Raw genomic sequence first — 25,527 nt, 5'->3', positions numbered from 1 at the left:
CTCAGACGACCGTACTCAGCGCCGCGGCGACCGCGAAGCCGGTCACGGAGAGGACGGACTCCAGAACCGTCCAGGACTTGAGGGTGTCACGCTCCGAGATGCCGAAGTACTTCGCCACGATCCAGAAGCCGCCGTCATTGACGTGCGAGGCGAAGATCGAGCCGGCCGAGATCGCGATGATCACCAGGGCGAGGTAGGCCTGGGAGTGGCCGGCGCCTTCGACCAGCGGGACGGTGATGCCCGCGGTGGCGACGATGGCGACCGTGGCCGAGCCCTGGGCCACGCGCAGGACCAGGGATATCAGGTAGGCGAGAACGATCACGGGCAGTCCCATGCCACCGAAGGTGTCGGCGAGGGCGCCGGCGATACCGGACCCCTTGAGGACGGCGCCGAAGACACTGCCGGCGCCGACCACGAGAAGGATGTTGCCGACGGGCTTCAGGGAGGCGGTCGAGACCGTCTCCAGGGACTTACGGGACCAGCCGCGGCGGATGCCGAGCAGGTAGTACGCCATGAGGAGGGCGATCGTCAGGGCCACGAACGGGTTGCCGAGGAACTCGACGAGGGACCGCGGTGTCGACGGGTCGAGCGTGATGGAGGAGAAGGTGGCGGCCAGGATCAGCAGCAGTGGCGTCCCGATGATGCTGAGCACGACGGAGAGGGAGACCGGCTTCCCGCGCGGTGCGACGCCTCCCTGCGCCTGTTCGGCGGCGATCGCCGCCTTGGCCTCCTCCGCGGCTTCGGCCATGTCCTGGGGGACGGCGACGAAGAGGCGCTTGCCGATCCAGGCCGCGTAGGCCCAGGCCGCGAGGACGGCGGGGATGCCGCAGACGATGCCCATGACGATGACCCAGCCGAGCGATACGTCGAACAGGCCGGCGGCGGCGACCGGGCCGGGGTGCGGGGGCAGGAACGCGTGGGTCATCGACAGGGCGGCCAGCAACGGCATCGCGTACAGCAGGATCGATCTGCCCGACCGTTTGGCGGTGGCGTAGACGATCGGCGCGAGGACGAAGATGCCGACGTCGAAGAAGATGGGGATGCCGAAGATCAGGCCCGTGAGACCCATGGCGAGGGGGGCGCGCTGCTCCCCGAAGAGGCTCAGCAGCCGGTGCGAGAGGACCTCGGCGCCGCCCGACACCTCCAGGATCGCGCCGAGCATCGTGCCGAGGCCGATGATGATCGCGATGTGCCCGAGTATGCCGCCTATGCCGCTCTCGATCATCGAGACGGCGTCGGACTTCTGCACGGTGCCGAAGAGCTCGGTGACCGACAGCCCGGCGGACAGGCCGACCGCGATGGAGACCGTGAGCAGGGCCACGAAGGGCTGAAGCCTGACCTTGATGATCAGGAAGAGCAGAAGGGCGATACCGAGGACCGCCACGGTCAGCAGACCGCCGGTGCCGCCGATGAGGGCCGGCAGCCCGCCGGTGTGGGGTGTCGGTGGGGGTGCGGCGACATCGGAAAGCATGGGAACTCCATTGTTCGCACGGGGACCCGCACTGGAGGAGCGGGAGAAGGCTGTGGGGAAAGGTGCGGGCGCACCGGCTCGTCGCTCACCGCGGCCGTCAGGGGCCGCGCCGCACCCGGTGCCTCTCGCGTGAGACCGGATATTAGGCACGGTGCAGCACCACACGCAATGATCGTTGCACATAGCGCAACACCTCATGGCGGTAAGGGAGTTCCTCCACGGCCGCCGCCCCGCCACACCTCACCCGGACGGGCGCGCACGAACACGGCCGATTCGCCGATCGCCGCCTCACCTCCGGTTCGCCGGGCACCTTTCCGCACAACGGGCGTTCGCGCCGGCGCACCCTTGGCCGCCTGTCGAGCGCTGCGCGCCGTTTCGTGCGCCGTGCAAGCCGTGAGAAGTACCAACCCGGCACACCGCGCGCCGCCGACGCACTACAGGAGCGCCGTCCCTCCGCCCCCCGCAACTCCTTGCCCCGGTCACCTACCCGCACCTAGCCTTGCGAGGGCGTGCGGAAGCGCAATTCGGTCAACACCTGCGCATAGAACCGCAATCCGCTTCGATGCCTCTAGATGCCTGCGCCGAATTCGCGTGACGCTCCGCAACCGATGGCTGTCCCGGGCCGCGCCCCCTTGTCGGCCGCCCGCACGACAGTGCCGCCCTGATTCGTCGGAGGAGATGCCCGCATGGATGCCGAGCCCATTGCCTTAGTAGGAGTCGGGTGCACACTCCCCGGAAAAGTCCACGGGCTGGAAGACATGCACACGGTCCTGCGCGAAGGGCGGGACTGTGTCGAGGAGATCCCGTCCAGCCGGTGGGACGTGGACGCGCTCTACGATCCCGATCCCCTGGCCCTGGGCAAGACCTATGTCCGCCACGGCGGATTCGTCGACGACGTCGACCGCTTCGACGCGGCGTTCTTCGGCATCTCGGACGCCGAGGCCGCCCGCATGGATCCGCAGCAGCGCCTGCTCCTCCAGACCGTGTGGCACGCCCTGGAGCACGCCGGGCAGAACCCCGACGAGATCAGGGGCAGCAGCACCGGCGTCTTCATCGCGATGATGAACAGCAACAACTACGCCTTCCTCAAGCACGACCTAGGGGGCCTCACCGGGATCACGGCCTACGACTCGATGGCCGACGAGATCAGCATCAGCGCCGGCCGCATCGCCCACTTCCTCGACCTGAAGGGGCCGTGCCTCACCGTCGACACCGCCTGCTCGGGTTCGCTGACCGCGCTGCACCTGGCCCGGCAGTCCATCCTCACCGGCGAGTGCGACTCGGCGATCGTCGCCGGGGTCAATCTGATCCTCTCCCCCGATGTGCACATCTCCTTCTGCAAGCTGGGCCTGTTCTCCCGGGGCGGGCAGTGCCGGGCGTTCGACGCGAAGGCGGACGGCTACGTCCGCAGCGAGGGCTGCGTGGCCGCGCTGGTGCGCCGTGAGTCGCTCGCCGAGGAGCGCGGCGACCCCATCCTGGCCAGCGTCCTCGGCACCGCGATCAACCACGACGGCCGCACCCCCGCGCTGACCGCGCCCAACGGCCGCACCCAGGAGCAGGTGATCCGGGCGGTGCTGTCGCGCACCGGCGTCGATCCCGCCGGGGTCGACTACGTCGAGGCGCACGGCACCGGGACCCCGGTCGGCGACCCCATCGAGATGAACGCCATCGCCGGCGCCTACGGCCACGCCCACACCGCGGACCGGCCGCTCTACGTCGGGTCGGTGAAGAGCAACTTCGGCCACACCGAGGCCCCTGCCGGCCTCCTCGGTGTCGTCAAGGCCGCTCTCTCCCTGCACCACGAGACCATCTACCCCAGCATCCACCTCGACCACCTGAACCCCAAGATCGATCTGACGGGCGCCGCGGTGGAGGTGCCCGGAGAGGCCGTGCCCTGGCCCCGGGGGGACGTCCCGCGCCTGGCCGCCGTCAACTCCTTCGGCTACAGCGGCACCAACGCCCACGCGATCCTGCGGGAGGCACCACTGCCCCGGCACAGCGCCGGGGAGGGCGCGCGGCCGCGCCCCGCCGAGCTGCTGGTCCTGTCGGCCAAGTCCCCGGAGAGCCTGGACGCGCTGGCCGACCGCTGGGCGGATCACCTGGCCAGGACCGATCAGGAGGCCCTGCCGGCGGCCGTGTTCACCGCCGCCGCCGGGCGTGCCGCGCACCGCCACCGCCTCGCGGTGACCGGGCGGGGCGCCCTCGGTATCGCCAACGATCTCCGGTTGTGGCGGACCCGCCGGGCACCCGCGTCGGTCAGCGGCGGGCATCCGGCCAAACCCGTCCGGACGGCCTTCGTCTTCACCGGCCAGGGCGTGCAGTACCCCGGGATGGGCCGCGAACTCCACGACAGCGAGCCGGTCTTCGCCGCCGCGATCGAGCGGTGCGCCGAGGTGCTCGACGCGGAACTGCCCGTGCCGCTGCGGCAGCTCCTCTTCGACGAGCGCTCCCCGGAGGAGCTCGACGACACACGGCTCGCCCAGCCGGCGCTGTTCGCCGTCGAGTACGCGCTCGCCGCCCTGCTGCGTTCCTGGGGGGTCGTCCCGGACGCCGTGACCGGGCACAGCATCGGCGAGGTCGTCGCCGCGTGCGTCGCCGGCATGCTCTCCCTGGAGGACGCCGCCCGCTTCAGCGCGCTGCGCGGCCGTCTCATGGGCGAACTGCCGCGCGACGGAGTGATGCTGGCCGTATCCGCGACCCCGGAGACGGTGCGGGACTGGATCTCCGGGCGCGAGGCCGACGTCTCCCTCGCCGCGGTCAACGGCCCGCGCGCCGTGGTCGTCTCCGGCCGGGCGGAGGCCGTGGACGACGTGGCCCGCCTGGCCACGGCCGCGGGTGTCCGGACCACCCGGCTGCGCACCTCGCACGCCTTCCACTCACCGCTGATGGACCCGGCCCTGCCCGAGCTGGGCAAGGCGGCCGCGGCACTCCGCCCGGCGGCTCCGGCCGTCCCGGTGCTCTCCAATGTGACGGGCGAGCCCCTGACCGGCGCCGAGGGCCCGGAGTACTGGAGCCAGCAGCTCCGCCGGCCGGTCCTGTTCCACGACGGCATGCGCGCGGTGGCCGCCCTGGGCTGCACCGCGGTCGTCGAGATCGGCCCGCACCCCGCCCTGCGGGCGCACATCCCGGAGGCGTTCGGCACCACGGACGTCACGGTGATCCCCACCCTGCTGCGCGACCGGAAGGACGTACGCAACCTCCTCACCGCCGCGGGCGCCCTGTTCACCGCGGGGGCCGCGATCGACATGCCCGCGCTCTACCGCGGTCCGCGTCACCGCCGCACCTCGTCCGCCCCGCGGTACCCGTTCCGCAAGGACCGCTACTGGCTGACGCACACGCCGGACGCCGGACGCGGTGAGCGGGCCGAACCGGCCCCGCGCCGGCAGCCCACGGCCCCGGCGGTCCCTGCCGGGCCGGGGCCCGCCGCCCGGACCGTCCACCGGCACGAGGTGCGGCCGGGCACGCCGTGGGCGGACCACCGCATCCTCGGTGCGACCGTCTTCCCGGCCACCGGCTACCTGGGCCTGGCCGTGGACGCCTACGCCTCGGTCAACGGCCACGGCTCCGCGCCGGTCGAGCTGACCGACGTCGGCTTCGTCCGGCCGCTCCTCCTGGCCCCCGCCAAGGCCAGCGGCGTCCAGGTCGGCCTGGAGGGCGACGGCCCCGCGGCGGACGGCCGCTTCCGGTTCACCGTGGCCGGAGCGGAGGGCTCGCCCCGGTACTGCCAGGGGACGGTCGGACCCGCCGCGCGGCAGGACTCCTCCGTGACCCGTCCCGAGGAACTGCGCACGGCGATGTCCGCGGAGCTCGCGCCCGGGCGGCTGTACGGGCTGCTGCGGGAGGACGGCATGGAGTACGGCGCGAGCTTCTCCACCGTCCGCGAGCTGTGGCTGGACGAGGCGGGCGGCCAGGCGCTGGGCCGGATCACGGCCGCTCCCGACGGGGCGTCACGCGTGGGCCACGAGCACCGGTTCGCCACCATGCTCGACGGCTGCCTGCACCTGACCGCCGCGGCGGCGCGCGACGGCGCGGCGGTCAGGGGTACCTACCTCCCGGTCGGCGTGGGCCGTATGGTGCTGCGGGGCCCGCTCCCCGACCAGGTCTGGGGTCACGTCCGGCTGCGGCCCAACGACGCCCGGACGGCGTTCACGGCCCGGCTGCGCGTCCTGGACGACGCCGGGACCGTCGTCGCGGAGATGGAGGACGTCGAGTTCCGGCGCATCGCCTCGCTGACCGACACCTCGGCGGTCCCGGCCGCACCGGCCGTACCCGACGGCCGCTCCGCGGAGAGCGGCGACTCGCGACAGGAACTGCGGGAGCGCGTCGAGCCCCTCCCGGCCGAAGAGCGCCGGCAGGTGGTCATCGGCTGGCTCACCGACGAGATCATCGAGACCCTCGGCCGGATGTCGGCCGAACTGGCGGTGGACATCCACCACCTCGATCCTTCCCTGGCCCTGCTGGAGATCGGCCTGGACTCCCTGAGCATCACCGAACTCCAGCGGCGCATCCAGGAAAAGCTCAACTTCCGCTTCAAGGCGATGGAGGCCCTGGAGTACCAGAGCATCGAGGAACTGGCGGAGTACCTCCTCCAGCGGGTCATCCTGGCGGAGACGGCCGACACGGCACCCGCCCCGGCCCACTCCTGAACCGCTCCTCCCACCGCACCCGTCGGACCACCCGGCAGATCCCACCAGAGGGGAAGTGCCATCCACCGTGTTGAGCCCCGACTTCGTCAACAACTACCTCGACAGCCATCTGGCCGAACGCCAGGTCAACAAGATCCAGCACGGCTTCCCGTCGCCGCGGTTCTGGAACGAGCTCTCCGTGCCCGTCGACGAGATCGGCGAGGACCGCCGCCGCCTGCGCGAAGCGCACAGCCAGTCCCCGGTGTTCCTGTACATCGGCGTGCCCTACTGCATCAAGACCGACCCCGGTAAGTGCGGTTACTGCCTGTTCCCCGTCGAGGAGTTCCAGGGCAACGCCGCGCTGGAGAACTACTACGGCTACGTGGAACGCGAAGCCGAGATGTACCGGGAGCAGATGGAGGGCACCCTGCTCGCCGGGGCGTACTTCGGCGGGGGCACCTCGAACCTCTACCGACCCGCCGTCTACCACCGGATCATGGACATGGTGCGCCGCCTCTTCCCCGAGATCTCGGACCAGGCGGACCTCACCCTGGAGGGCATTCCCCAGCTCTTCACACGGGAGAAGATGCAGGCGATCGCCGACTCCGGGATGAACCGGATCAGCATGGGCGTCCAGCAGATCAACGAACGGCTCAACAGCCTCAGCGGGCGCAAACAGACCACCAAGCACGTCATCCAGAGCCTGGAATGGGCCCGCGAGCTCGGGCTGGCCGCCAACGTCGACCTGATCTTCGGCTGGCCCCAGCAGACGGTCGACACCCTGCTGGAGGACCTGGAGACGCTGATCTCCTGGGACGTCTACGACATCACCCACTACGAGCTGAACGTCGGCGGCCCGACCGACTTCGCGCTCAACCGCTACCACGAGCTGCCCAGCACGCTGGCCAACCTGGAGATGTACCGGGCGGGGCGCGACTTCCTGCTCGACCACGGCTACGAGCAGCTGTCGACCTACAACTTCCGCCGCCCCGGCGACCCCACGAGCCGGGACTTCCGCGAGGGCTACACCACCCGCTTCGACCACGTCGACAGCCTCGGGCTCGGCTACGCGGCGATCACGTTCTTCGGCAACCCCGCGCTCCCGCCGGGCCGTTCGTGGTCGTTCATCAACCACCGCAGCCTGCCCCAGTACAAGGCGGCGATCGACAACGGCCGGTTCCCCGTCGAACGGGGCTTCCGGCACACACCCGACGACTGGCTGCTGATGCTGCTCTTCCGCAGCCTCATCAGCACGGAGGTCGACCGGACCCGGTACCGCGCCGCCCTGGGCCTCGACATCTACGAGAAGTTCGCCACCATCTGGGACACCCTGGCCGAGCGGGGCCTCGCGGAGATCACACCGGAGCGCATCACGCTGGTCGGCGACGGCGCGTTCTACGCCCCCATGATCTCCACCCTGGTCGCGGAGGAGCGCTACCGCGAGCTGCGCGAGGAGGCCGCGCGGCACAGGAAACAGGCCCGCCGGCCCGTCGCCGCGACGGGCGTGACCCTGCCGGTACCCGGGGTGGGTAATGGCGGATGACCTCCCCCTCGCGGGGCGCGGCGTCATCGTCACCGGCGGATCGCGGGGCATCGGCGCCGCGATCGTACGCCTGGCGCTGGCACAGGGAGCCGATGTCGTGTTCGGCTACCACCACGGCGAGGACCGGGCCCGCGCCCTCGCGGACGAGCTGTCCGCCGCCCATCCCGGGCAGCACTGCTCCCCGCTGTACGCGCACGTCGCCGACGCCGAGGAGGCCGAGCGCTTCGCCACCGCGGCCCTGGGCCGCCTGGACCGGTTCGACGTCCTGGTCAACAACGCCGGCGTCACCCGTGACACCCTGTTCGCCCGCATGGCCCCGCAGCAGTGGCACGAGGTCATCGCCACCAACCTCGACAGCATGTACACCGTCACCAAGCCACTGCTGATGCCCCTGGTGAAGCAGCACAGCGGTGCCATCGTCAACATCGCCTCGTCCTCCGGGCTGCACGGCATCCCGGGCCAGACGGCCTACTCGGCCGCGAAGGCCGGGGTCATCGGATTCACCAAGGCGCTGGCCAAGGAGATCGGTGCCCGGGGCGTCACCGTCAACGCGGTCGCCCCCGGGCTGATCGAGACGGACATGACGGCGGCGATACCTGAGGACAAGGCCGAGTTCCTGAGATCCCTGATCCCCGGGCACGCCTTCGGATCCCCCGAGGACGTGGCGCACCTGGTGTGCTTCCTGGCGTCCGACCGGGCGCGTTACATCACCGGGCAGGCCGTCGAGGTCTCCGGCGGCCTGGTCGCCTGACCGTACGGGCGTGGCGGGCGGAGAGGCATCCGGCGACGGGTCGGGGGCCAGGCGGCCACGAGGCCCTCAGCCGGGGGTCCCGTGACCGCTGCTCACCCGGATCAGACCCTCCTGGGCCAGGGTGGCCACGAGCACCCCGTCACGGGTGAAGACCCGGCCCAGGACCAGTCCCCGCCCTCCGGCGGCCACCGGGCTCTCCAGGGCGCACAGCAGCCAGTCGTCCGCGCGGAAGGGGCGATGGATCCACACGGTGTAGTCGACGCTCCGGCCGTGGGCGTGGAACCACGAGATGCCGTGCCGGACCAGGACCGTCTCCAGCATGGTGACGTCGCAGACGTACACCAGCAGGCAGGAGTGGAGCAGGCGTTCACCGTCGGCCGTCGCCCCGTCCGGCAGGCCTGCCTCGGCACGCACCCACACCTGGGTCCGGGGGGAGGCCAGCGAGGGGTCCTTCTCCGCGTCGAAGCTCAACGGGCCGACGAAGCGCAGCTCGTACGGTTTCCCGAGGGGCTGCATCACCGCGCCGAACGCTTCGGTCAGCCGTTCCTCGTAGGCCGGCAGGGTCTCCGGGGCCGGCACGGGCGGCATGGGGTCTTGATGGCCGAGGCCCGGCTCGGGGCGGTGGAAGGACGCGGTCATGGCGAACACCTCCCGGCCGCGCTGGGTCGCGAGCACCCGCCGCGTCGCGAAGGAGGCGCTGTCCCTCACCTCCTCGACCCGGTAGTCGAAGGGCTCGCTGGGCAGGGCGGGCCGCAGGAAGAAGCCGTGCGTCGAGTGCACGGGCAGCCCGGCGGACACCGTGCGACCCGCCGCGGCCAACGCCTGGGCGGCCAGGTGCCCTCCGTACACGGGGACGGACGGCTCCACGGGTGGGGGCCCGACGAAGTGGTGCCCGCCTCCCTCGCCCGGGGCGAGATCGAGCAGGCCGAGCAGGTCCGGCAGCGCGCGTTCCCGATCCATGGGCCCCACTTCGTCTCGGCCTCACCGCACGAGAGCCAGTATCGCCACCGCGGACCCCGGCCATCAACCGAATGACCGGAAGAAGAAGCCGAGTTGGGCCGCCGAGAGGACACTGGTCCGGTGCGCCGGAACCACGCGCGGCGGAAAGCCGCCGCGCACGACGGCGGCTCCGTACGACCGTCAGGCCCACGTCTCGGCAGAGCACTCGACCGGGGAGGTCCCGTCCATGTCCGACCGCTTGAGCGCGGCGCTGTACCGACGGCGCGCCACCGTGCTGTGGATGAGCGCGCTCGCCCTCGTCCTGGCCGCGATAGGCGGTCTGGGCGTGGAGAACCGGCTGATGCACGGCGGGTTCGCCGATCCCCACGCGCAGTCCACCCGCGCCGGACGCCTGGTCTCCGAGCACTTCCCCGGCGCCGACGGCGACCTGACGGTGCTGCTGAGCGGCCCGGGCCCGGTCGACTCACCGACGACGGCCTCCCTCGGCACCGCCCTCACCCAGCGCGCCGAGCGGACCCCGGGGGTACGGGCGGCCACCTCGTACTGGACGACGGGGCGCCCGGCCTCGCTGCGTTCGCGGGACGGCTCCATCGGCCTGGTGTCGCTCTCCTTACGCGGTGACCAGGATGCCCAGGCGAAGACCGCCGAGCGGCTGGTACCGGACATCCGACGGCACGCCCAGGGGCTGACGGTCATGGCGGCCGGCCCCGCGCAGGTGCAGTCCGAGGTCGGCGAGCACACCGCGCACGACCTGCTGCTCGCCGAGGCGATCGCCATGCCGATCACCCTCGTCCTCCTCCTGCTGATCTTCGGCAGCGCCGTCGCCGCCGCCCTGCCGCTGGTCATCGCCCTGCTGTCGGTCCTGGTGAGCCGGGCCGTGCTCAACGCCCTGGCCGGCACCGTGTCGATCTCGGTGTACTCGATGAACTCCACCACCGCGCTCGGCCTCGGTCTCGGCATCGACTACAGCCTCTTCGTCCTCGCCCGCTTCCGGGAGGAGCTGCGCGACGGCGCCACGGTGCGCGAGGCCCTGGGCCCCACGGTGCGCAGGGCCGGGCGGACGGTCGCGTTCTCCGGGCTGACGGTGGCCCTGTCCCTGATCGCCCTGCTGGTCTTCCCCCAGTACTTCCTGAGGTCCTTCGCCTACGGCGGCATCGCGGTGGTGCTCTCCGCGGCCGCGGCGGCGGTCTTCGTGCTGCCCGCGCTGCTGGCCGTCCTGGGCCACCGGGTCAACCGCTACGACGTCTTCGCCCGGCTGCGCGGCCCGGCGCGGCGGGCCGCCTCCGCGACAGCGGTACCGGCGACGCCCGAGAACGGCCGCTGGTACCGGTTCACCATGGCGGTGACGCGCCACCCGGTGCTCTACGGAGCCGGCGCGGTGCTCGTGCTGGCAGTCCTGGCCTCCCCGTTCACCCGGGTCTCCCCCGGCCTGTTCGACGACCGCACACTGCCCGCCGACTCCCAGGTGCACCGCGCGACACAGCTGCTGCGCGACCGGTTCGACGCCGACGTGCTGCGCACCGTCCCCGTGGTGGTGGAAGGCGTGGGGAACGGCCGGCCCCAGGCTCTGGAGCCCTACGCCCGCGCCCTGTCCGCGGTGCCCGACGTCCGCCGGGTGACCGCGGCGCCGGGCACCTACGCCGCCGGGCGCCGGGTCCAGGGGCCGGGCCCGGCCGGTGCCACGCTGGTGAACGGTGACAGGGCGCTGTTCTCCGTGGTCTCCTCCGTGGATCAGGACTCCGCCGCCGGCGCCCGGCTCGTCGACCGGCTGCGGAAGGTGACACCGCCGGACGGGGGCGCGGTGTCGGTGGGCGGGCGGGCCGCCGAGGTCAGGGACAGCACGTCCGCCATCGCCCGGGCCACCCCGGCGGCCGTCGGCATCGTCGTGGGTTCGTCCCTGGTGCTGTTGTTCCTGTTCACCGGCAGCGTCCTGATGCCGGTGAAGGCGCTCGCGCTCAACACCCTGAGCCTCAGCGCCACATTCGGGGCGATGGTGTTCGTCTTTCAGGAGGGCCACCTGTCGGCCCTGGTGGGCAGCCCGCAGCACACCGGCACCCTGGACCCGACCATCCCGATCCTGACCTTCTGCGTGGCCTTCGGTCTCTCCATGGACTACGAGGTGTTCCTGCTCTCCCGGATCCGCGAGCGCTACCTGCGCACCGGGGACAACACGGAGTCGGTGGCCTTCGGCCTCCAGCACACCGGCCGCATCATCACGGCCGCGGCGCTGCTCGTCGCCGTCGTGCTGTTCGTCTTCGCCGTGTCGGGGGTGACCCTGCTGAAACTCCTCGGCGTCGGCCTCGCACTGGCGGTGGTGCTGGACGCGACCCTGGTCCGCGCCGTGCTCGTGCCGTCGTTCATGCGGCTGGCCGGACGGGCCAACTGGTGGGCGCCTGGCCCGCTGCGGCGTCTGCACGACCGTGTAGGGCTGCGCGAGGACGGCGACGAGGCTCGCGGAGAGGGAGCGGTTCCCCTCTCCGATCAGCGATCCGCCGGCCGCTGAGCGCTCCCACGGCTTGTCCGCCCGTGCTCTCGCCGGTCAGGCGCGCGAGGTCACCCGGCCGAGGGCCCGCTCGATACGTACGGCCACATCGTGCCAGGGCCGGCACGGCACGACAGGCATCCCGTGGAGCGCGGCCTGTTCGGCGAGCCAGTGTGAGTACCGGGCGCCGACGTGGGCCCGATGGGTCTGGAGACCGCTGTCCGGCTCGCGGGCGGCGTAGTTGGCGGCGATCTGCTCCGGATCGTCCTCGTGCAGGAAGACCGCCCGTACGTCACGGCCGGTCACCGCGCCTTCCTGTACGGCGCGGGCGGCGGCGGCCGGGGTGAGGTAGTCGCCCTCGATGACCGCCGGCACGTCCACGGTCGACCGGTTGCCGACGACGCCGAGGAGGGCGGGCTCCAGGGCGTCGGCGGTGGCGATCTGGAGTTCCACGACCCGGTCGACGCCGAGCACGGAGGTGTCGGGGGTCCGGTCGAAGAGGTGCAGGCCGGGGTGCTGTGCGGCGGTGGTGAGGCGCTGGACCGCGCTGACCACGTCGTCGAACTCGACCACGAACGCGCCGCGCGACCGGGCCAGCTGGGCGGCGGCGCGGCTCTTGCCCACGCCCGAAGCGCCGCCGAGGAGAAGGACGTCCCACGATGAGTCGATCATGATCAGACCGTAGCCGTAGCCCTTGTACGACCTCCAGCCTCACCGTCCGACGACCTCACCTTGAAGCAATCAAAGCAATTCTTATGGAGGTGAGACATGCCCATCCTCTGCCTTATGGTGATCGCGACCGGTGACGTACGAGAAGCGGGAGCACGAGTGTGGGCACGGGCATGAGGACGATCGGGCTCATCGGCGGGATGAGCTGGGAGTCGACGGCGGAGTACTACCGGATCCTGAACGAGCGGACGCGCGAGCGGCTCGGCGGTCTCCACTCGGCCCGTTGCGTGCTCTACTCCGTGGACTTCGCGGAGATCGAGCGCTTGCAGGTTCACGGCCGCTGGGCGGAGGCCGGCGAGATACTGGCCGGCGCCGCCCGGTCGTTGGAGGCGGCCGGCGCCGATGTACTGCTCCTCTGCACCAACACCATGCACAAGGTCGCGGACTCCGTCGAGGCGGCGGTCTCGGTGCCGCTCCTGCACCTCGCGGACGCCACCGCGGCCGCCGTCCGCGCCGCGGGGCTGCGCCGGGTGGGTCTGCTGGGCACCGCGTTCACGATGGAGCAGGACTTCTACCGGAGCCGCCTCGCGGCGGGCGGGCTCGATGTGCGCGTACCGGACGCCGAGGGCCGCGCGCTGGTGCACCGGGTGATCTACGAGGAGCTCTGCCTGGGCGTCGTCCGCGACGATTCACGGGCGGCCTACCGCCGGGTCGTCGAGGAGCTCGTCGCCGGGGGCGCCGAGGGCGTCATCCTGGGGTGCACCGAGATCGAGCTCCTCATCGGCCCCGAGGACAGCCCCGTGCCGCTCTTCCCCACCGCCCGCCTGCACGCCGAGGCGGCCGTAGACGTGGCCTTGGCGGAACAATCCGGTTGAGCCGTCCGTCCACGGCCGCCGCTGGTCCGCCCAGGCCCTCGGCCGACGGCTCGGGCGGACAGGGAAGTGTTCCGACGGGTGGTCAGCCGAGGGAGAGCCATTCGGGCCGGCCCGAACCCCGCGGCATCAGGACGGTGCGGAACGCGCCGGGCGTCCGGGACATGACGACCTGGTCGGTTACCCCCTGGTAGTGGCCGCACGGGGTGTCCGCGGTGAAGGTGTCCGGGTCGAGGTACGCGTGCCGCTCGCCGGTGCCGGCGGTGGCGTGGGCGTAGTCCTTGTCGAGGATGCCGAGGCTGAGGATCCACAGGGCGACCCGGGTGAGCGAGACGTGCACCCGGTAGCTGCCGCCCTCGGTGGCGCGCCGCATCAGGGCGGCGATGACGCCGGTGGTGGCCAGCCAGGGCACCAGGTAGTCGTTGACCACCTTGATCGGGGGCAGCGCCGGGTTGTCGTCGGTGCCCTCGAGGTTCATCATGCCCGCCACGCAGCCGGCGGTCTGGTCGAAGCCGACGCGGCCCGCCCACGGGCCGTGCTGTCCGTGCAGGCTGACGGTGGCGTGGATGATGCCGGGCCGTTTCCGGGCGGCCTCCTGTGCGGTCAGGCCCATGCGCTCCAGGTAGCCGGCGCGGTGGTTGGCGTAGAAGACGTCGGCGCCGCGCAGCAGCTCGTCGAGCTTGGCGGCGGCCTGCGGGTCGCGGGAGTAGGCGAGTGTGGCCGAGCGGACGCCGACCTGGGCCGTGTTGTAGAGGATGTCGTTCTCGAACTGGCCGGGCCGCCAGATGTTGAGGGCGTCGGCGCCGTGCTGGGCCATGGTGCGGCCGATGGCGGCGCCGGCGATGACATGGCCGAGTCCCAGGGCCCGTACGCCGTCCAGGGGCTGGGTCGCGCCCGGCGGCAGGGGCTCGGGGTCGCTGTCGCCGATCTTCTCGATCTCGATGAGCGGCAGGTCCGCCAGGACGTCGCGGTACTGGCGGGTGCCGAGGAACTCCCGGGTGCCGCGCAGCATCGGCATGACGACGCCGGCGTCCGCGCCGGCCCGCTCCAGCTCGGCCCCGTCCCAGCGGGCGATGGCGTTGGCTATGGCGGTGGCGTCGTCAGGGACGCCCAGGAGCTTCAGGGTGCGGGACTTCAGCGCCGGGTAGACGTTCAGCGGCATCACCCAACGGCCGTCGCCGGCGCGGTAGAAGGAGAGCGCGAAGGGGTCGTCCGGGGCGACGACCGGGTAGCCGTTGAGCTTCTCCCATGTGGCGTCGTAGAAGGGGCACAGCCGGTGCGGGGCCTTACGCAGGTCCATGGAGATGTCCTGGCCGGGGCCGCCGCGGTGCTGCCACAGCTTGGCCAGGGCGACGGACTTGGCGGTCAGGCCGAGGGCGGGAGCGGCGGCCAGCCGCAGGGCGGAGGGGACAACCGGGTCGGCGCCGGTGAAGGCGACCGTTCCGCCGGCGTCCTGTTCGCTCATGCCGACGCCGCCGAGGACGTCGTCCAGCGCGGCGTGGATGTCGAAGTCGTCCTCGGCCTCGCCGGCGACCGGCTTGTCGAGCGCGGACTTGATCTTGTCGGTGAGCATGGTGCTGTCCTTCCGGACGGACGTCGGTGGGGCGGTCGTCAGGCTCGGTCGGCTTCGAGGGCGCGCATCAGGGCGATCTGCGCGCGGTCGCGCCGGGCGGCGAGTTCGCCGACCGGCACGTCGCCGAACGCCTCCTGGGCCTGCCCGGTCAGCCGGGCGACGGTGGGTTCGTCGAAGGTGGGGTTGCCGAGGCCGGGCCAGGTGCCCTCCATGGCGCGGCCGAGGTGCTGGATGAAGTGCGGCAGACCGCCGGGGCCGCCGCCGAGGTGGAAGGTGCGGAAGGGTCCGGCGACCGCCCAGCGCAGGCCGATGGAGGCAGTGACGATCTCGTCCAGCTCGGACTCGGTCACCACGCCCTCGGCCACCAGGTGCACGCACTCGCGGAAGAGCGCGGACTGGAGGCGGTTGGCGACGAAGCCGGGGATCTCCTTGCGCAGGATCTGCGGCTTCTTGCCCAGCGCCGCGTAGAAGTCCCGGGCCTGCCGGAGGGTCCGCGCGGAGGTCTTCGCACCGGGCACGACCTCCACCAGCGGCACGAGGTGCGGCGGGTTGAACGGGTGGCCGACGACCAACCGCTCCGGCTGCCGCATGGCCTCGGCGATCGCGCTGGCCGGGATCCCGGAGGTCGAGGTGGCCAGCAGCGCGTGGGCCGGGGCGGCCCGTTCGACGGCCTGCCAGATCTCCTGCTTCACGGCCAGGCGCTCGGGCCCGTTCTCCTGCACGACATCGGCGCCGGCCACCGCGGTGGCAAGGTCGGCCTCGAAGCTCAGGCGCCCCGCGAGGTCACCGGTGGGCAGGCCGAGCGCCGACAGGGCCGGGACGATCTCGTCGAGGCCGGTCAGGACCTGGTCCCGCACGTCGGGGCGCGGGTCGCTGACGACGACGTCCAGGCCGTGGGCGAGGAACAGACCGGCCCAGGAGATGCCGATCACTCCGCCGCCGATGACCGCGGCTCGCCGGTAGCCGGCCAAGGGGTTCGCCGACGCGGGTACCGGTCCGGTGCTGTTGTCCATGATTGTCGAGCTCTCTCGAATAGCGCGAATGTGCGATACGTGGGCGGTAGTTGCCGTTGCCGTACGCGCCGGAGACCGTGGGCACCGCTTCCGTGGTCCCACGGGTCCCACGGGCTCCGGCGCGGCCTCAGCGGGCGAGGTAGTCGTGGACGACCTCGGCCGGGTTCAGGGTGAGGTCGGTGACGATGTGGCTGGCGGAGACGACCTCCAGGACCGGCAGGTCGGCGAGCGGCGCCAGCGCGTGGGCGGACAGCTCCAGGCGGGCCGGACCGCGGAAGGCGCTCTTGACCGTGATGTCGGTGATCTGCGTGCGGACCAGCTCGCAGATGCGCGGCCGTCCGTCGTAACCGGGCACCGCCTTGACCATGAAGGTGGGTACACAGATCTCCGCGCGGGCGGCCGCCGGGTCCATCGGGTCGTGCTTGTAGCCCATGGTGGCGGTGGCGACCCGCAGGGAGCCGTAGTCGAGGGTGCCGACCAGGGTGTCGGAGTCGACGTAGAGCCTGGGCGAGCCGGCCTTCTTCGGGTACGCGCTGAGCTCCCGTCCGCTGGAGATCGCCGGCACGCTGTCGACGTACATCGCCAGGTTGAACTCCCCGGACTCGCCCTCGTGCTCGACGGCGATGACCTGGCCCGCCTCCGTGTAGCCGCCCAGCCCCGTCACGTCGGGCATCCGCATGACCTCGAAGCGCACCAGCGGCTCGGGGACCGACAGCGGCTCGGGGACGATCCGCCGCAGCGCCGCGGGATCGGTGCGGTAGGTGATGTTCAGGTACTCGCGGTCGGTGAACCGGTACCGGGCCGGGGCGTAGGCGGGCGAGTCCAGCGGGGTGGTGAACAGCCGCGCGACGTCTTGCGTGTGCATCTTGGCCTCCTTGGAGACCCCGTGCCCGTACCACCCCGGCATACGGCGGTGCGCGGGCACGCGAGGTCTCCCGGATCAGGTTTCACGGGAGGGAGGGGGCTGAGCCTTCGGCGGAGCACCCGCACACCATGGGACGCCACAGGGCGCATGTCTGTCCAATATATGGATCATGCGATTCCGATACCCTTGACCATATGGACTTCACCACACGCCTGCTCCAGCAGTTCCTGGTCCTGGCCGAGGAACAGCACTTCGGCCGCGCGGCGGAACGCCTCTCGATGAGCCAGCCGCCGCTGAGCCAGACGATCAAGCGACTGGAGCACGGTCTGGGGGTGACCCTCCTGGAGCGCGGGCCGGGCGGCGTACGCCTGACCCCCGCGGGCGCGGCCTTCGCCGCGGAGGCTCAGCGGATGCTCGACGTCCGGTCCGCCGCGATCGAGCGGGTCCAGCGCGTCGCGCACGGCCTGGAGGGAGACGTACGGGTGGGGTACGTGAGCATCCTCAGCTACCGGCACCTGCCCGGGCTGCTGCGAGCGGCCGCCCGGGAGCTCCCCGGCCTGCGCGTCCGGCTGCACCAGGAGTCCAGCGTCACGCTCGCCGAGATGATCCGCGCCGGCACCCTCGACCTGGCGTTCATCCGGGACCCCTCGCCCGTCTCGGAGGAGCTGGCCGTCCACGGCTTCCTCGTCGAACGCATCGTCGCGGCGCTGCCGCACGAGCACCGGCTGGCCGGGGCCGACGCGATCGACCTGGCGGACCTCCGCGACGACGACTTCGCGCTCCCCGGCGCGACAGCCCTGCCGGCACTCGCCCAGCAGGCCCAGCTCGCCTGCCGGGCCGCGGGGTTCACCCCCCGGGGGCGCGCCGAGGCCGACGACCTCACGGGCCTGCTCAGCTATGTCGCCGCCGGTCTGTGCGTCAGCCTCCTCCCCCAGGACCTGCACGACTTCCCCATCCCCGGTATCGCCTTCGTCCCGATCCGGGGATCGTCGCCCTACCTGGAGACGACCGTCGCCGCCGTCCACCGCCCCGGGGCGGACGCCGCCGTACGCCGCCTCCTGGACCTGTGCATCCGCCACACACGCCCCGGGTCCCCGGAAGACGCCTGACCACGGGCAACGAGCCCGGCGGCGACGGCGGTCAGTCCTGGGCGGCGTCCAGCAGGTTGTCGAACGCGGCGGCCACCGCGAGGCTCTTGGTGATGTCCTTGGGACTGGCTTCCGGGTTCGGGCCGCCGTACCAGACGTCGGCCTGCACCTGGTACTTCGCGATGTACGGGATGGCGTCGTCGGAGGCCAGGCCCGGATAGCCGACCGCGACGTCGTTGAACATGTGGTCGATCCAGGGGGTGGCGAAGCGGATGACGTCGACCACGTAGGGCTTGAACTCGTCGCTGTAGGTCGCGCAGAAGAGGATCTGCTGGTCATCGTTGACGAGCGCGACCCGGAGATCGTGGACGGTCCCGATGCGCCCCTCCCAGTAGGGCGCTTCGACGCAGGCCTTCTCGGCGCGCTCCCGGAAGACGGCGGGCCCGGTGGGCTGGATGACCGGTGCGACCAGGGTGAACTCGGACCGGTTCACCGCTCGCAGGCCGACGCCGTCGGTCTGCGGGCGGGGGCTCTGGAAGTGCTTGGCGATCTCCTCAACCGGTACGTCCGGGGAGATCGGCCGGTAGGTCGACGGGTCGAAGTCGTACATCTGGGTTCCCTTTCGGCGGGAGACGTCAGGACCGGCCGGGAAGCACGTCGGCCGCGGCGGCCGGTTCGGCGCGGTGCTGGCCGTTCAGTTCGTGGCGCAGCACGGACGAGCGCCGGTACACCTCCTTGCGGACGGCCTGGATCGGGCCGATCGGTACGTGCTCCGGCGGGCAGCGCCACGGTGTGAACGAGAGCCCGTCGGCGGCGGCGAGGTTGTCCTCGCCGCCGATGTCCTGGCGGGGGAAGCGGAGTCTGGCGACTGTCACGAAGGGGGATTCGTGCTCCTCCCATTCGACGGTGAGGTCGTCGACGGGCATGGTCTCCAGGGACGCGCACAGCTGCACCTGGAAGTCGAACTCGTACGCGGACCGGGCGAGCTCGCTGACCAAGGCCGGCCGGAAGACCTCGTCCCGGCTCGCCGGGTCGAGGTCGCGGGCCGCCACGCCGGCCGCCGACCCGTCCGTGGGACGGATGCGCAGTTTGGCGATGTAGTCGCCGTGACGTACCGCGCCCATGGAGAAGAACGAGCTGAGGAGGAGGTTCTGCCAGCGGGCCCGCGCGCCCAGCCGCAGGAGCGCGCCGAGCTCGTCCCAGGCCCACTCCTCCGGCGGCAGCGTGCCGTACCCGGTCACCCAGTCGTAGTACATCCGGTGGTTGCCCCGGCGGCCGTCGAGCCGGTACTTCGGCATGTCGATGAAGAGCTTCGACAGGAAGGTGTAGTGGGCCGCGGTGTTGCAGAAGAAGATGGGCCCGTTGATCATGTTGAAGTCCATGGTGCGGCTCGCGGCCTCGTCCGGCAGGGTGGTGGTGGAGTCCATCCCGAAGACCTTGGTGGCCATGCCCACCACGTTGCCGAGCATCCGGTCGGCGCCCAGGTGGGACAGCCCGTTGGAGTAGCGGACCAGTGCGTCATGTGTCCCGGGCCTGCCGTAGACGCCCTGGGCGTACTCGGGCGGGACGCCGTCGAGGATCTCGAACGTGCCGCGCACCAGGCCGTACGCCTTCGCGTGGGCGAAGCGGACCGCGCGGTTCTCACCCTCGCCCTGCACCGAGCCTCTCTCGAAGTCCTCGATGACGTCGATGGCCCGCTCCAGGTGGCGGTCGAAGTCCGGCTCCGGTGGGGCGACATCGGGTGAGTACCGCACGGGGGTGAAGTTCCTCTTGGATGGCGTCACCTGTCGTCCTCCGGTCGCGGTGAGGGTGGCGTGGTGGGTGGGTCCCCGGCCGGGTCGGGCAGCGTGGTGAGCCAGTCGAGCGCGGCGAGGCCGGGCAGGAAGAAGTACTCGCCACCGCGCATGGTCACGAACCGGGGCAGGCCGGTGAGCCTGCGGCGGACCGGCCGGGCCGGGATGGTGTGCACACCGCCGCCCTCACCGTTGCCGACCAGCGGGTCCTGCTCGGTGCCGAGGCCGGCGAAGTCACCGCCGTTGAGCCACACCTGCTGCACGAACTCGAACTGACGGGACAGGCTGGCACCCATGAAGACGAAGATGATCCCGCGCTCCGCACCGTCGTCCTCAAGGACACCGTCGGGCAGCAGCGGGCCGTACGCGGCGCCGCGCCGCAGCACACGGTGGATGCCGGTCTCGACCACCGTGTCCGTGAGGCTGTCCCTCGGGTTGGCGCGCCGGATGTGGGCGCCACGCGGCACACACAGGCCCCGGGGGTCGTCGTGGTAGCGGAAGTCGTTGTTGCGCATCGGGTCGGCGCCCAGCTCCGGATCGTCGTGGTCCGGTGCCAGCGCGAGCGGCGCGCCGCTGCGCCAGCGACCGACGATCTTGGCCGCGAGCAGTTCCTCGTCCTCCGGTGAGCGCGCGTTGTCGCGCAGGTACCGGCGGAAACCGGCGACGTCCGCGTGCAACTGCCGGAAGGCCAGATAGCAGCCGTTGCGGCCGAGTACGTCCGGGGCAGGCCCCTTCGGCGGCGTCCCGGACTCGTCCGGGTAACCGAAGAGGAACTCGCCGGGCTGGACGGCGTCCTGACCGGGCAGCGGCTGGTCGGCGCTGCCGACCAGGTACGGGCTGGAGATGCCGTCCCGGAACCCGAAGTGCTCGCGTCCGGTGACCGGGACACCGACGTCGAGCCGGTAGATCAGGCTCACCCCGGCCAGCCGCCCGGCCGCGTCCACCGGCTCGCGCAGCCCCTCGGGGGCCCTCGCGATGATCATCACCCCGATGTGCACGTCGGGGCCGCCCATCGGGGGGATCCAGTCACCGGGGTCGTTGGCGCCGAGGTCGCCGAGCACCTCCTTGCGGGCGGCCATGCCGGCCCGGAACTCCTCGGAGAAGGAGGCGAGCGATTCCTCCGGCACGCCCAGCCGGGCCAGCCCCTGATAGCTGAAGGCGACGTTGAGGGTGAACGGGCGCGGCCGCTCCCAGTCCACCGCGCTGGTGATCTCCGGCAGGACCTCGCGCAGCGACCGCTTCGTCGCGGCCGGGTCGTCGATCCGGTACAGCAGGTAGACGCCGTGGTAGTCGTCCGGGCGGCGGCGCAGCACGGTGCCCTGGATGTCGTCCAGCTCCAACGCCGGCACCGCGCCCCGGCCGGGCCCGCTCACCCCTGCGGGTCGAACTGCCGGATGATCACAGACATCGAAGGCCTCCTCCACGGCGCACAAATATGGGCATATTGTGCGCTGTGGATGCTGCCGTCGACGGGAATCCGCTCACCGTGTCGCGAAGGCCGGCCCTGCCCGCCGGCGCCTGGCAGGTCGTACGCGGGATCAGGCGGTCTCGCGGACCGCACGTGCCAGGATCCGCAGTCCCTCGTCCAGTTCCCCGGGGGTGATGGTCAGGGACGGCAGCAGCTTGACGACCTCGCACTCCGGCCCGGAGGTCTCGACGAGCAGTCCGAGCTCGAAGGCCCGGCGTGCCACCGCGGTGGCACGACCCCTGTCCTGGAACTCCATGCCCCACACCAGGCCGCGGCCGCGTACGTCCGCGACCTCCTCGGGGTGCTGGCGGGCGATGGCGCGCAGCACGGGTTCGACCTGCTCGCCGCGGGCGAGAGTCTGCTTCTCCGTCTGCGCGTCGTTCCAGTAGGTCTCCAGCGCGGCGGTGGCCGTCACGAAGGCCGGGTTGTTGCCGCGGAAGGTGCCGTTGTGCTCTCCCGGCTCCCAGATGTCCAGCTCGGGCTTGAACAGCGTCAGCGCCAGCGGCAGGCCGTAGCCGCTGATGGACTTGGAGAGGGTGATGATGTCGGGCTGGATGCCCGCTTCCTCGAAGGAGAAGAAACCACCCGTGCGGCCGCAGCCCATCTGGATGTCGTCGACGATCAGCAGCATGTCGTGCCGGCGGCACAGCTCCGACAGGGCACGCAGCCACTCGGCGGAGGCGACGTTGACCCCGCCCTCGCCCTGCACGGTCTCCACGATCACCGCCGCCGGCTTGCTCAGACCCGACCCGGAGTCCTCCAGCAGCCGTTCGAACCATATGAAGTCCGGGGTGAGCCCGTCCAGGTAGGAGTCGAAGGGCATCAGGGTGCTGTGCACCAGCGGGACGCCGGCGCCGGAGCGTTTGAAGGCGTTGCCGGTGACGGCGAGCGACCCCAGCGTCATGCCGTGGAAAGCGTTGGTGAAGGAGACGACCGACTCGCGGCCCTTGACCTTGCGGGCCAGCTTCAGTGCCGCTTCGACGGCGTTGGTGCCGGTCGGGCCCGGGAACATCACCTTGTGGTGCATGCCGCGCGGCTGGAGGACCGTCCCCCGGAACGCCTCCAGGAACGTCCGTTTGGCGGTGGTGGACATGTCCAGGCCGTGGGTGACGCCGTCCCGCTCGATGTAGTCGATCAGGGCGCGCTTGAGGACCGGGTTGTTGTGGCCGTAGTTGAGGGTGCCGGCGCCGGCGAAGAAGTCGAGGTAGGTGTGGCCGTCCTCGTCGTACATCCGGCTGCCCCGGGCCCGGTCGAAGACGGTGGGCCAGCCACGGCAGTAGCTGCGCACCTCCGACTCCACGGTCTCGAAGACGCTGAGGTCGGGCTGGGTGATGGTCACGGCTTGCTCCTTGGGGGGTCACGATGCGACGTGCGGGTGGAGGGGAGCGACGAGGGGGTACGCATGTCCGAACAGCGCGAAGCCGACCGCGGCGGTTCACGGTGGTCCGCCTCAGCGCGAACGGTCTGCCTCGGCCGACCGGGTGGGGACCTCCGCGGGCTCGGTGAGATGCTCCACGCGGCCCCCCGGTCCCTTGGAGCTCAGCCGTACGAAGCCCGGCCGCGCGGCCAGCAGGCCGCACACGAGTTCCGGCACCACCAGGAGGAGCAGCAGCCAGATCGACACCTCCCAGCCGCCGGTGGCGCTGTGCAGCACACCGAAGGTCAGCGGGCCGGACGCGGCGAGGAGATACCCGCCGGACTGGGCCATGCCCGAGAGCCGCGCCGTGATCGCGGCATCGGGTGAGCGCAGGTTGAGGAGCGTGAGGGCGATCGGGAACGCGCTGCCCGTGGCGACCCCGAAGATCGCGACCCAGACCCATCCGGCCCCCGGAGCCAGGAGCAGGCCGCCGAGTCCGATCGCCATCAGGGCGACGACCCCGAGGACGAGCGGCCGCTGGTCGCGCAGGCGGGCGGCGACCACCGGCACGAGGAAACCGAGGGGGATGCCGATGATGATGATGACCGAGTTCATCATCCCGGCGGTGGCGGGCGCGAACCCGTGATCATGCATCATCTCGGGGAGCCACGCCGTCAGTGTGTAGAACATCAGCGACGTCATGCCCATGAAGACCATCACGGACCACGCCAGCGGCGAGCGCAGCAGCGACCCCTTCGCCGCGTGCGCCTCCGCGCGGGTGTCCGCCGGGGCCTGCGCCTGAGCGGGGGACGTGGCCACGGAGGCGGGGGCGGCCGGCCGTTCCGGCTGCCGCTTCCGCCCGCGGAGCGCGAGCGGGCCCCACACCAGGGCCGCGATCACGGACGGGACCGCCCACAGGGCCAGAGCGAGCCGCCAGCCGCCCATGTGGTCCAGCGGGACGGCCAGGCCCGCCCCCGCCGCGCCCCCGACCGACAACAGCATCATCGACAGACCGGTGAGCGTTCCCACGCGGTGCGCGAACACGCGCTTGATGACCGCCGGCACCAGCACATTGCCCGTGGCCATCCCGGCTCCGGCCAGCGCGGTGCCGGTGAACAGCGCCACCTGGGCGGGGACCGCGCGCAGCAGGAGCCCGACGGTGATCACCACGAGCGCTACGGTGATCGCCGCCTCGGTGCCGATCCGGCGGGCGAGCACGGGTGCGAGCGCGGAGAAGATGCCCAGGCAGAGCTCCGGCAGGGTGGTGAGCACGCTGACCTCGACGCCGGTGAGCCCGAACTTGTCCTGGATCTCGCCCAGGAGCGGGGGGACGCCGGTGATGGCCGCCCGCAGGTTGAGGGTCAGCAGCACCAGACCGATGAAGGTCCAGACCGCCGTGAAACGAGTGATACGAGGAGTGGGAGTCATTTCGCCTTCGTCCTGCGCGGCGGAGTGTCGGTCGTCGGGCGCGGGCGGTCGGAGGAGAGCCGCGGTCTCACACGGGGAACTCACGGTTCCCGAGGTGCTGCGGACGCGGCTTCGGCGCGGCGAACGGGGCCTCCAGCGTGTTCTCCACACTGTTGTAGACGATGAAGATGTTGGAGCGCGCGAAGGGCGTGATGTTGCCGCTGGAGGCGTGCAGCAGGTTCGAGTCGAACATCACCGCGGTCCCGGCGGGGCCGGTGACCTGCTCGATGCCGTGCCGCTCGGCCATCCGTGACAGATGCTCCTGGCCCGGGGAGCCGACGGGAAGGCGCTCCACGCGCAGCGACTCCTTGTGGAAGTCGGGCGGCGTCTCCCCCACCGTGGGAATGAACGTCTTGTGCGTGCCCGGCATGACCATGAGCGGGCCGTTGAACGGGTGGTTCTCGCTCAGCGCGATGGAGACGCTGAACGCACGCGGCCGGGGCATGCCGTCCTCGGAGTGCCAGGTCTCGAAGTCGGAGTGCCAGTCGAACTGGGCGCCGCCGAAGCCGGGCTTGTAGTTGACCCGGCTCTGATGGATGTAGACATCCGAGTCGAGTACCTGCCGGGCGACGTCGGTGAGCCGGGGCGAGTGAAGCAATTCGGCGAAGAGCTCGCTCACCTTCTCGACCTCGAACACGGAACGCACCCGGTCGGACTCCGGCTCCAGGATCACGCGTTCACTCGCGCGCAGCACCGGATCCGTGCCGAGCCGCCGCAACTCGGCGCGGTACGCCTCCACTTCCCGCGGGGACAGCAGCTTGTCGAGGACCAGGTAGCCGCTGGACTCGTAGCGATCCAGCCGCTCCCTGCTGAGCGGTCCCGAAGCGTCGCCCCACACGGTGGGGTCGACACGCGGCCGGGGAACGGCCTCGCCGGTGACTCGGGTGGGATACAGGTCGGGACGTACGGTGGTATTCATGCGACGGTGTCCTCCACATCGGTGAGGAGCGGGTAGGTGCCGTTCTCGTCGTGGTCCTCCCGGCCGGTCATGGGCGGGTTGAAAACGCAGATGTAGCGGGAGTCGGTCTTGGGGCGCAGGGTGTGCCGTTCGTTGCCGTCGAGGAGGTACATGGTCCCGGGGGTGATCCAGTGCTTTTCCCCGGTCTCCTCATTGGTCAGCTCGGACTCCCCTTCGACGCACAGCACCGCCTCGACGTGATTGGCGTACCACATGAACGTCTCGGTGCCGGCATAGACGGTGGTCTCGTGCAGGGAGAATCCGACCCGCTCCCGGGCGAGAACGATCCTCCTGCTCTCCCAGGTTCCGGACTTGGACTTGACGACCCGGTCGGTTCCCTCGATGTCTTTGAATGAACGAACGATCACGGTGTGATACCCCCTTGGTCGCTGGTGGGTGAGCGGTCTCGCGCGTGGCGCGGGCGACGGTATTCAGGGCCCTCACCATTCGTGGGGCGTGAGGGTCAGGGCCGCCGACGACTTGACGGCCTCGAACTCGGCGTCCAGGTCGGCAAGGAAAGGCGGAATCCCATGCCTTTCGCCGATCGCCGCTCCGACTCGGCCGGCACGCCA

The 25,527-nt window shown here is 71.4% G+C and carries 19 protein-coding genes; 6 read left to right on the top strand and 13 right to left on the bottom strand.

Annotated elements, in window-relative coordinates; all coding sequences use genetic code 11:
* Window position 1: 1 nt before the first annotated feature.
* Entirely contained in the window at window positions 2-1,471 is a 1,470-nt protein-coding gene (locus SMD11_RS33595; RefSeq protein WP_087930033.1) for a GntP family permease, read from the bottom strand.
* 686 nt (window positions 1,472-2,157) lie between these two features.
* Between SMD11_RS33595 and SMD11_RS33590 the strand changes: the two genes are divergently transcribed.
* The 3 genes from SMD11_RS33590 to SMD11_RS33580 all read left to right on the top strand — a co-directional run bounded on the left by SMD11_RS33590 (window position 2,158) and on the right by SMD11_RS33580 (window position 8,390).
* Window positions 2,158-6,117, top strand: a complete 3,960-nt coding sequence (locus SMD11_RS33590) for a type I polyketide synthase (RefSeq protein WP_087930032.1) — start codon at window positions 2,158-2,160, stop codon at window positions 6,115-6,117.
* A gap of 67 nt (window positions 6,118-6,184) precedes the next feature.
* Entirely contained in the window at window positions 6,185-7,639 is a 1,455-nt protein-coding gene (locus SMD11_RS33585) for a coproporphyrinogen-III oxidase family protein (RefSeq protein ID WP_087930031.1), read from the top strand.
* Window positions 7,629-8,390, top strand: coding sequence for an SDR family oxidoreductase (locus SMD11_RS33580; RefSeq protein ID WP_087930030.1), 762 nt, complete (start codon window positions 7,629-7,631; stop codon window positions 8,388-8,390). The genes SMD11_RS33585 and SMD11_RS33580 overlap by 11 nt, the downstream gene beginning before the upstream one ends.
* 66 nt (window positions 8,391-8,456) lie before the next feature.
* On the opposite strand, the gene SMD11_RS33575 is transcribed toward SMD11_RS33580, so the two are convergent.
* On the bottom strand, window positions 8,457-9,350 hold the full coding sequence (locus SMD11_RS33575) for an acyl-CoA thioesterase (protein ID WP_087930029.1): 894 nt from the start codon (window positions 9,348-9,350) through the stop codon (window positions 8,457-8,459).
* Between the two features lie 226 nt (window positions 9,351-9,576).
* On the opposite strand from SMD11_RS33575, the gene SMD11_RS33570 reads away from it, so the two are divergent.
* On the top strand, window positions 9,577-11,853 hold the full coding sequence (locus tag SMD11_RS33570) for an MMPL family transporter (RefSeq protein ID WP_159395444.1): 2,277 nt from the start codon (window positions 9,577-9,579) through the stop codon (window positions 11,851-11,853).
* A gap of 36 nt (window positions 11,854-11,889) precedes the next feature.
* Here the strand turns inward: SMD11_RS33570 and SMD11_RS33565 are convergent, their stop codons facing one another.
* Window positions 11,890-12,504, bottom strand: a complete 615-nt coding sequence (locus SMD11_RS33565; RefSeq protein WP_087930027.1) for an AAA family ATPase — start codon at window positions 12,502-12,504, stop codon at window positions 11,890-11,892.
* Between the two features lie 170 nt (window positions 12,505-12,674).
* Between SMD11_RS33565 and SMD11_RS33560 the strand changes: the two genes are divergently transcribed.
* Window positions 12,675-13,376 (top strand): aspartate/glutamate racemase family protein, encoded by a 702-nt coding sequence (locus tag SMD11_RS33560; protein ID WP_087930891.1) that lies wholly within the window; start codon window positions 12,675-12,677, stop codon window positions 13,374-13,376.
* Window positions 13,377-13,458: 82 nt separating this feature from the next.
* Here SMD11_RS33560 and SMD11_RS33555 read toward each other — a convergent pair whose 3' ends face one another.
* The 3 genes from SMD11_RS33555 to SMD11_RS33545 form a co-directional block, all read right to left on the bottom strand.
* Window positions 13,459-14,946 (bottom strand): CoA transferase, encoded by a 1,488-nt coding sequence (locus SMD11_RS33555; RefSeq protein WP_087930026.1) that lies wholly within the window; start codon window positions 14,944-14,946, stop codon window positions 13,459-13,461.
* A 38-nt stretch (window positions 14,947-14,984) separates the two neighbouring features.
* The gene (locus SMD11_RS33550; RefSeq protein ID WP_087930025.1) at window positions 14,985-15,959 is read right to left on the bottom strand and encodes a 3-hydroxyacyl-CoA dehydrogenase NAD-binding domain-containing protein; all 975 of its coding nucleotides are present in this window, start codon (window positions 15,957-15,959) and stop codon (window positions 14,985-14,987) included.
* A 127-nt stretch (window positions 15,960-16,086) separates the two neighbouring features.
* Window positions 16,087-16,824: an acetoacetate decarboxylase gene (locus SMD11_RS33545; protein WP_087930890.1), complete on the bottom strand. Its 738-nt coding sequence runs from the start codon at window positions 16,822-16,824 to the stop codon at window positions 16,087-16,089.
* Window positions 16,825-17,018: 194 nt separating this feature from the next.
* On the opposite strand from SMD11_RS33545, the gene SMD11_RS33540 reads away from it, so the two are divergent.
* On the top strand, window positions 17,019-17,933 hold the full coding sequence (locus tag SMD11_RS33540) for a LysR family transcriptional regulator (RefSeq protein WP_087930024.1): 915 nt from the start codon (window positions 17,019-17,021) through the stop codon (window positions 17,931-17,933).
* A 31-nt stretch (window positions 17,934-17,964) separates the two neighbouring features.
* Here the strand turns inward: SMD11_RS33540 and SMD11_RS33535 are convergent, their stop codons facing one another.
* From SMD11_RS33535 to SMD11_RS33505, 7 genes are all read right to left on the bottom strand, one after another.
* Window positions 17,965-18,522, bottom strand: coding sequence for a hypothetical protein (locus tag SMD11_RS33535; protein ID WP_087930023.1), 558 nt, complete (start codon window positions 18,520-18,522; stop codon window positions 17,965-17,967).
* A 25-nt stretch (window positions 18,523-18,547) separates the two neighbouring features.
* Entirely contained in the window at window positions 18,548-19,696 is a 1,149-nt protein-coding gene (locus SMD11_RS33530) for a catalase family protein (RefSeq protein ID WP_234366292.1), read from the bottom strand.
* The gene (locus SMD11_RS33525; RefSeq protein WP_199844116.1) at window positions 19,693-21,054 is read right to left on the bottom strand and encodes a Dyp-type peroxidase; all 1,362 of its coding nucleotides are present in this window, start codon (window positions 21,052-21,054) and stop codon (window positions 19,693-19,695) included. The genes SMD11_RS33530 and SMD11_RS33525 overlap by 4 nt, the downstream gene beginning before the upstream one ends.
* A gap of 189 nt (window positions 21,055-21,243) precedes the next feature.
* Window positions 21,244-22,512: a diaminobutyrate--2-oxoglutarate transaminase gene (ectB, locus tag SMD11_RS33520; protein WP_087930020.1), complete on the bottom strand. Its 1,269-nt coding sequence runs from the start codon at window positions 22,510-22,512 to the stop codon at window positions 21,244-21,246.
* A 111-nt stretch (window positions 22,513-22,623) separates the two neighbouring features.
* The gene (locus SMD11_RS33515) at window positions 22,624-23,958 is read right to left on the bottom strand and encodes a CynX/NimT family MFS transporter (RefSeq protein WP_087930019.1); all 1,335 of its coding nucleotides are present in this window, start codon (window positions 23,956-23,958) and stop codon (window positions 22,624-22,626) included.
* 67 nt (window positions 23,959-24,025) lie between these two features.
* Complete coding sequence (thpD, locus tag SMD11_RS33510) at window positions 24,026-24,916, bottom strand: ectoine hydroxylase (protein ID WP_087930018.1); 891 nt, start codon at window positions 24,914-24,916, stop codon at window positions 24,026-24,028.
* Window positions 24,913-25,323 (bottom strand): ectoine synthase, encoded by a 411-nt coding sequence (locus tag SMD11_RS33505; protein ID WP_087930017.1) that lies wholly within the window; start codon window positions 25,321-25,323, stop codon window positions 24,913-24,915. The genes thpD and SMD11_RS33505 overlap by 4 nt, the downstream gene beginning before the upstream one ends.
* Window positions 25,324-25,527: the final 204 nt, after the last annotated feature.

This window comes from Streptomyces albireticuli, from assembly GCF_002192455.1.
GTDB classification, from domain to species: domain Bacteria; phylum Actinomycetota; class Actinomycetes; order Streptomycetales; family Streptomycetaceae; genus Streptomyces; species Streptomyces albireticuli_B.
The sequence above is the reverse complement of the archived record's forward strand: the minus strand, read 5'-3'. Positions and strand labels throughout refer to the sequence as shown.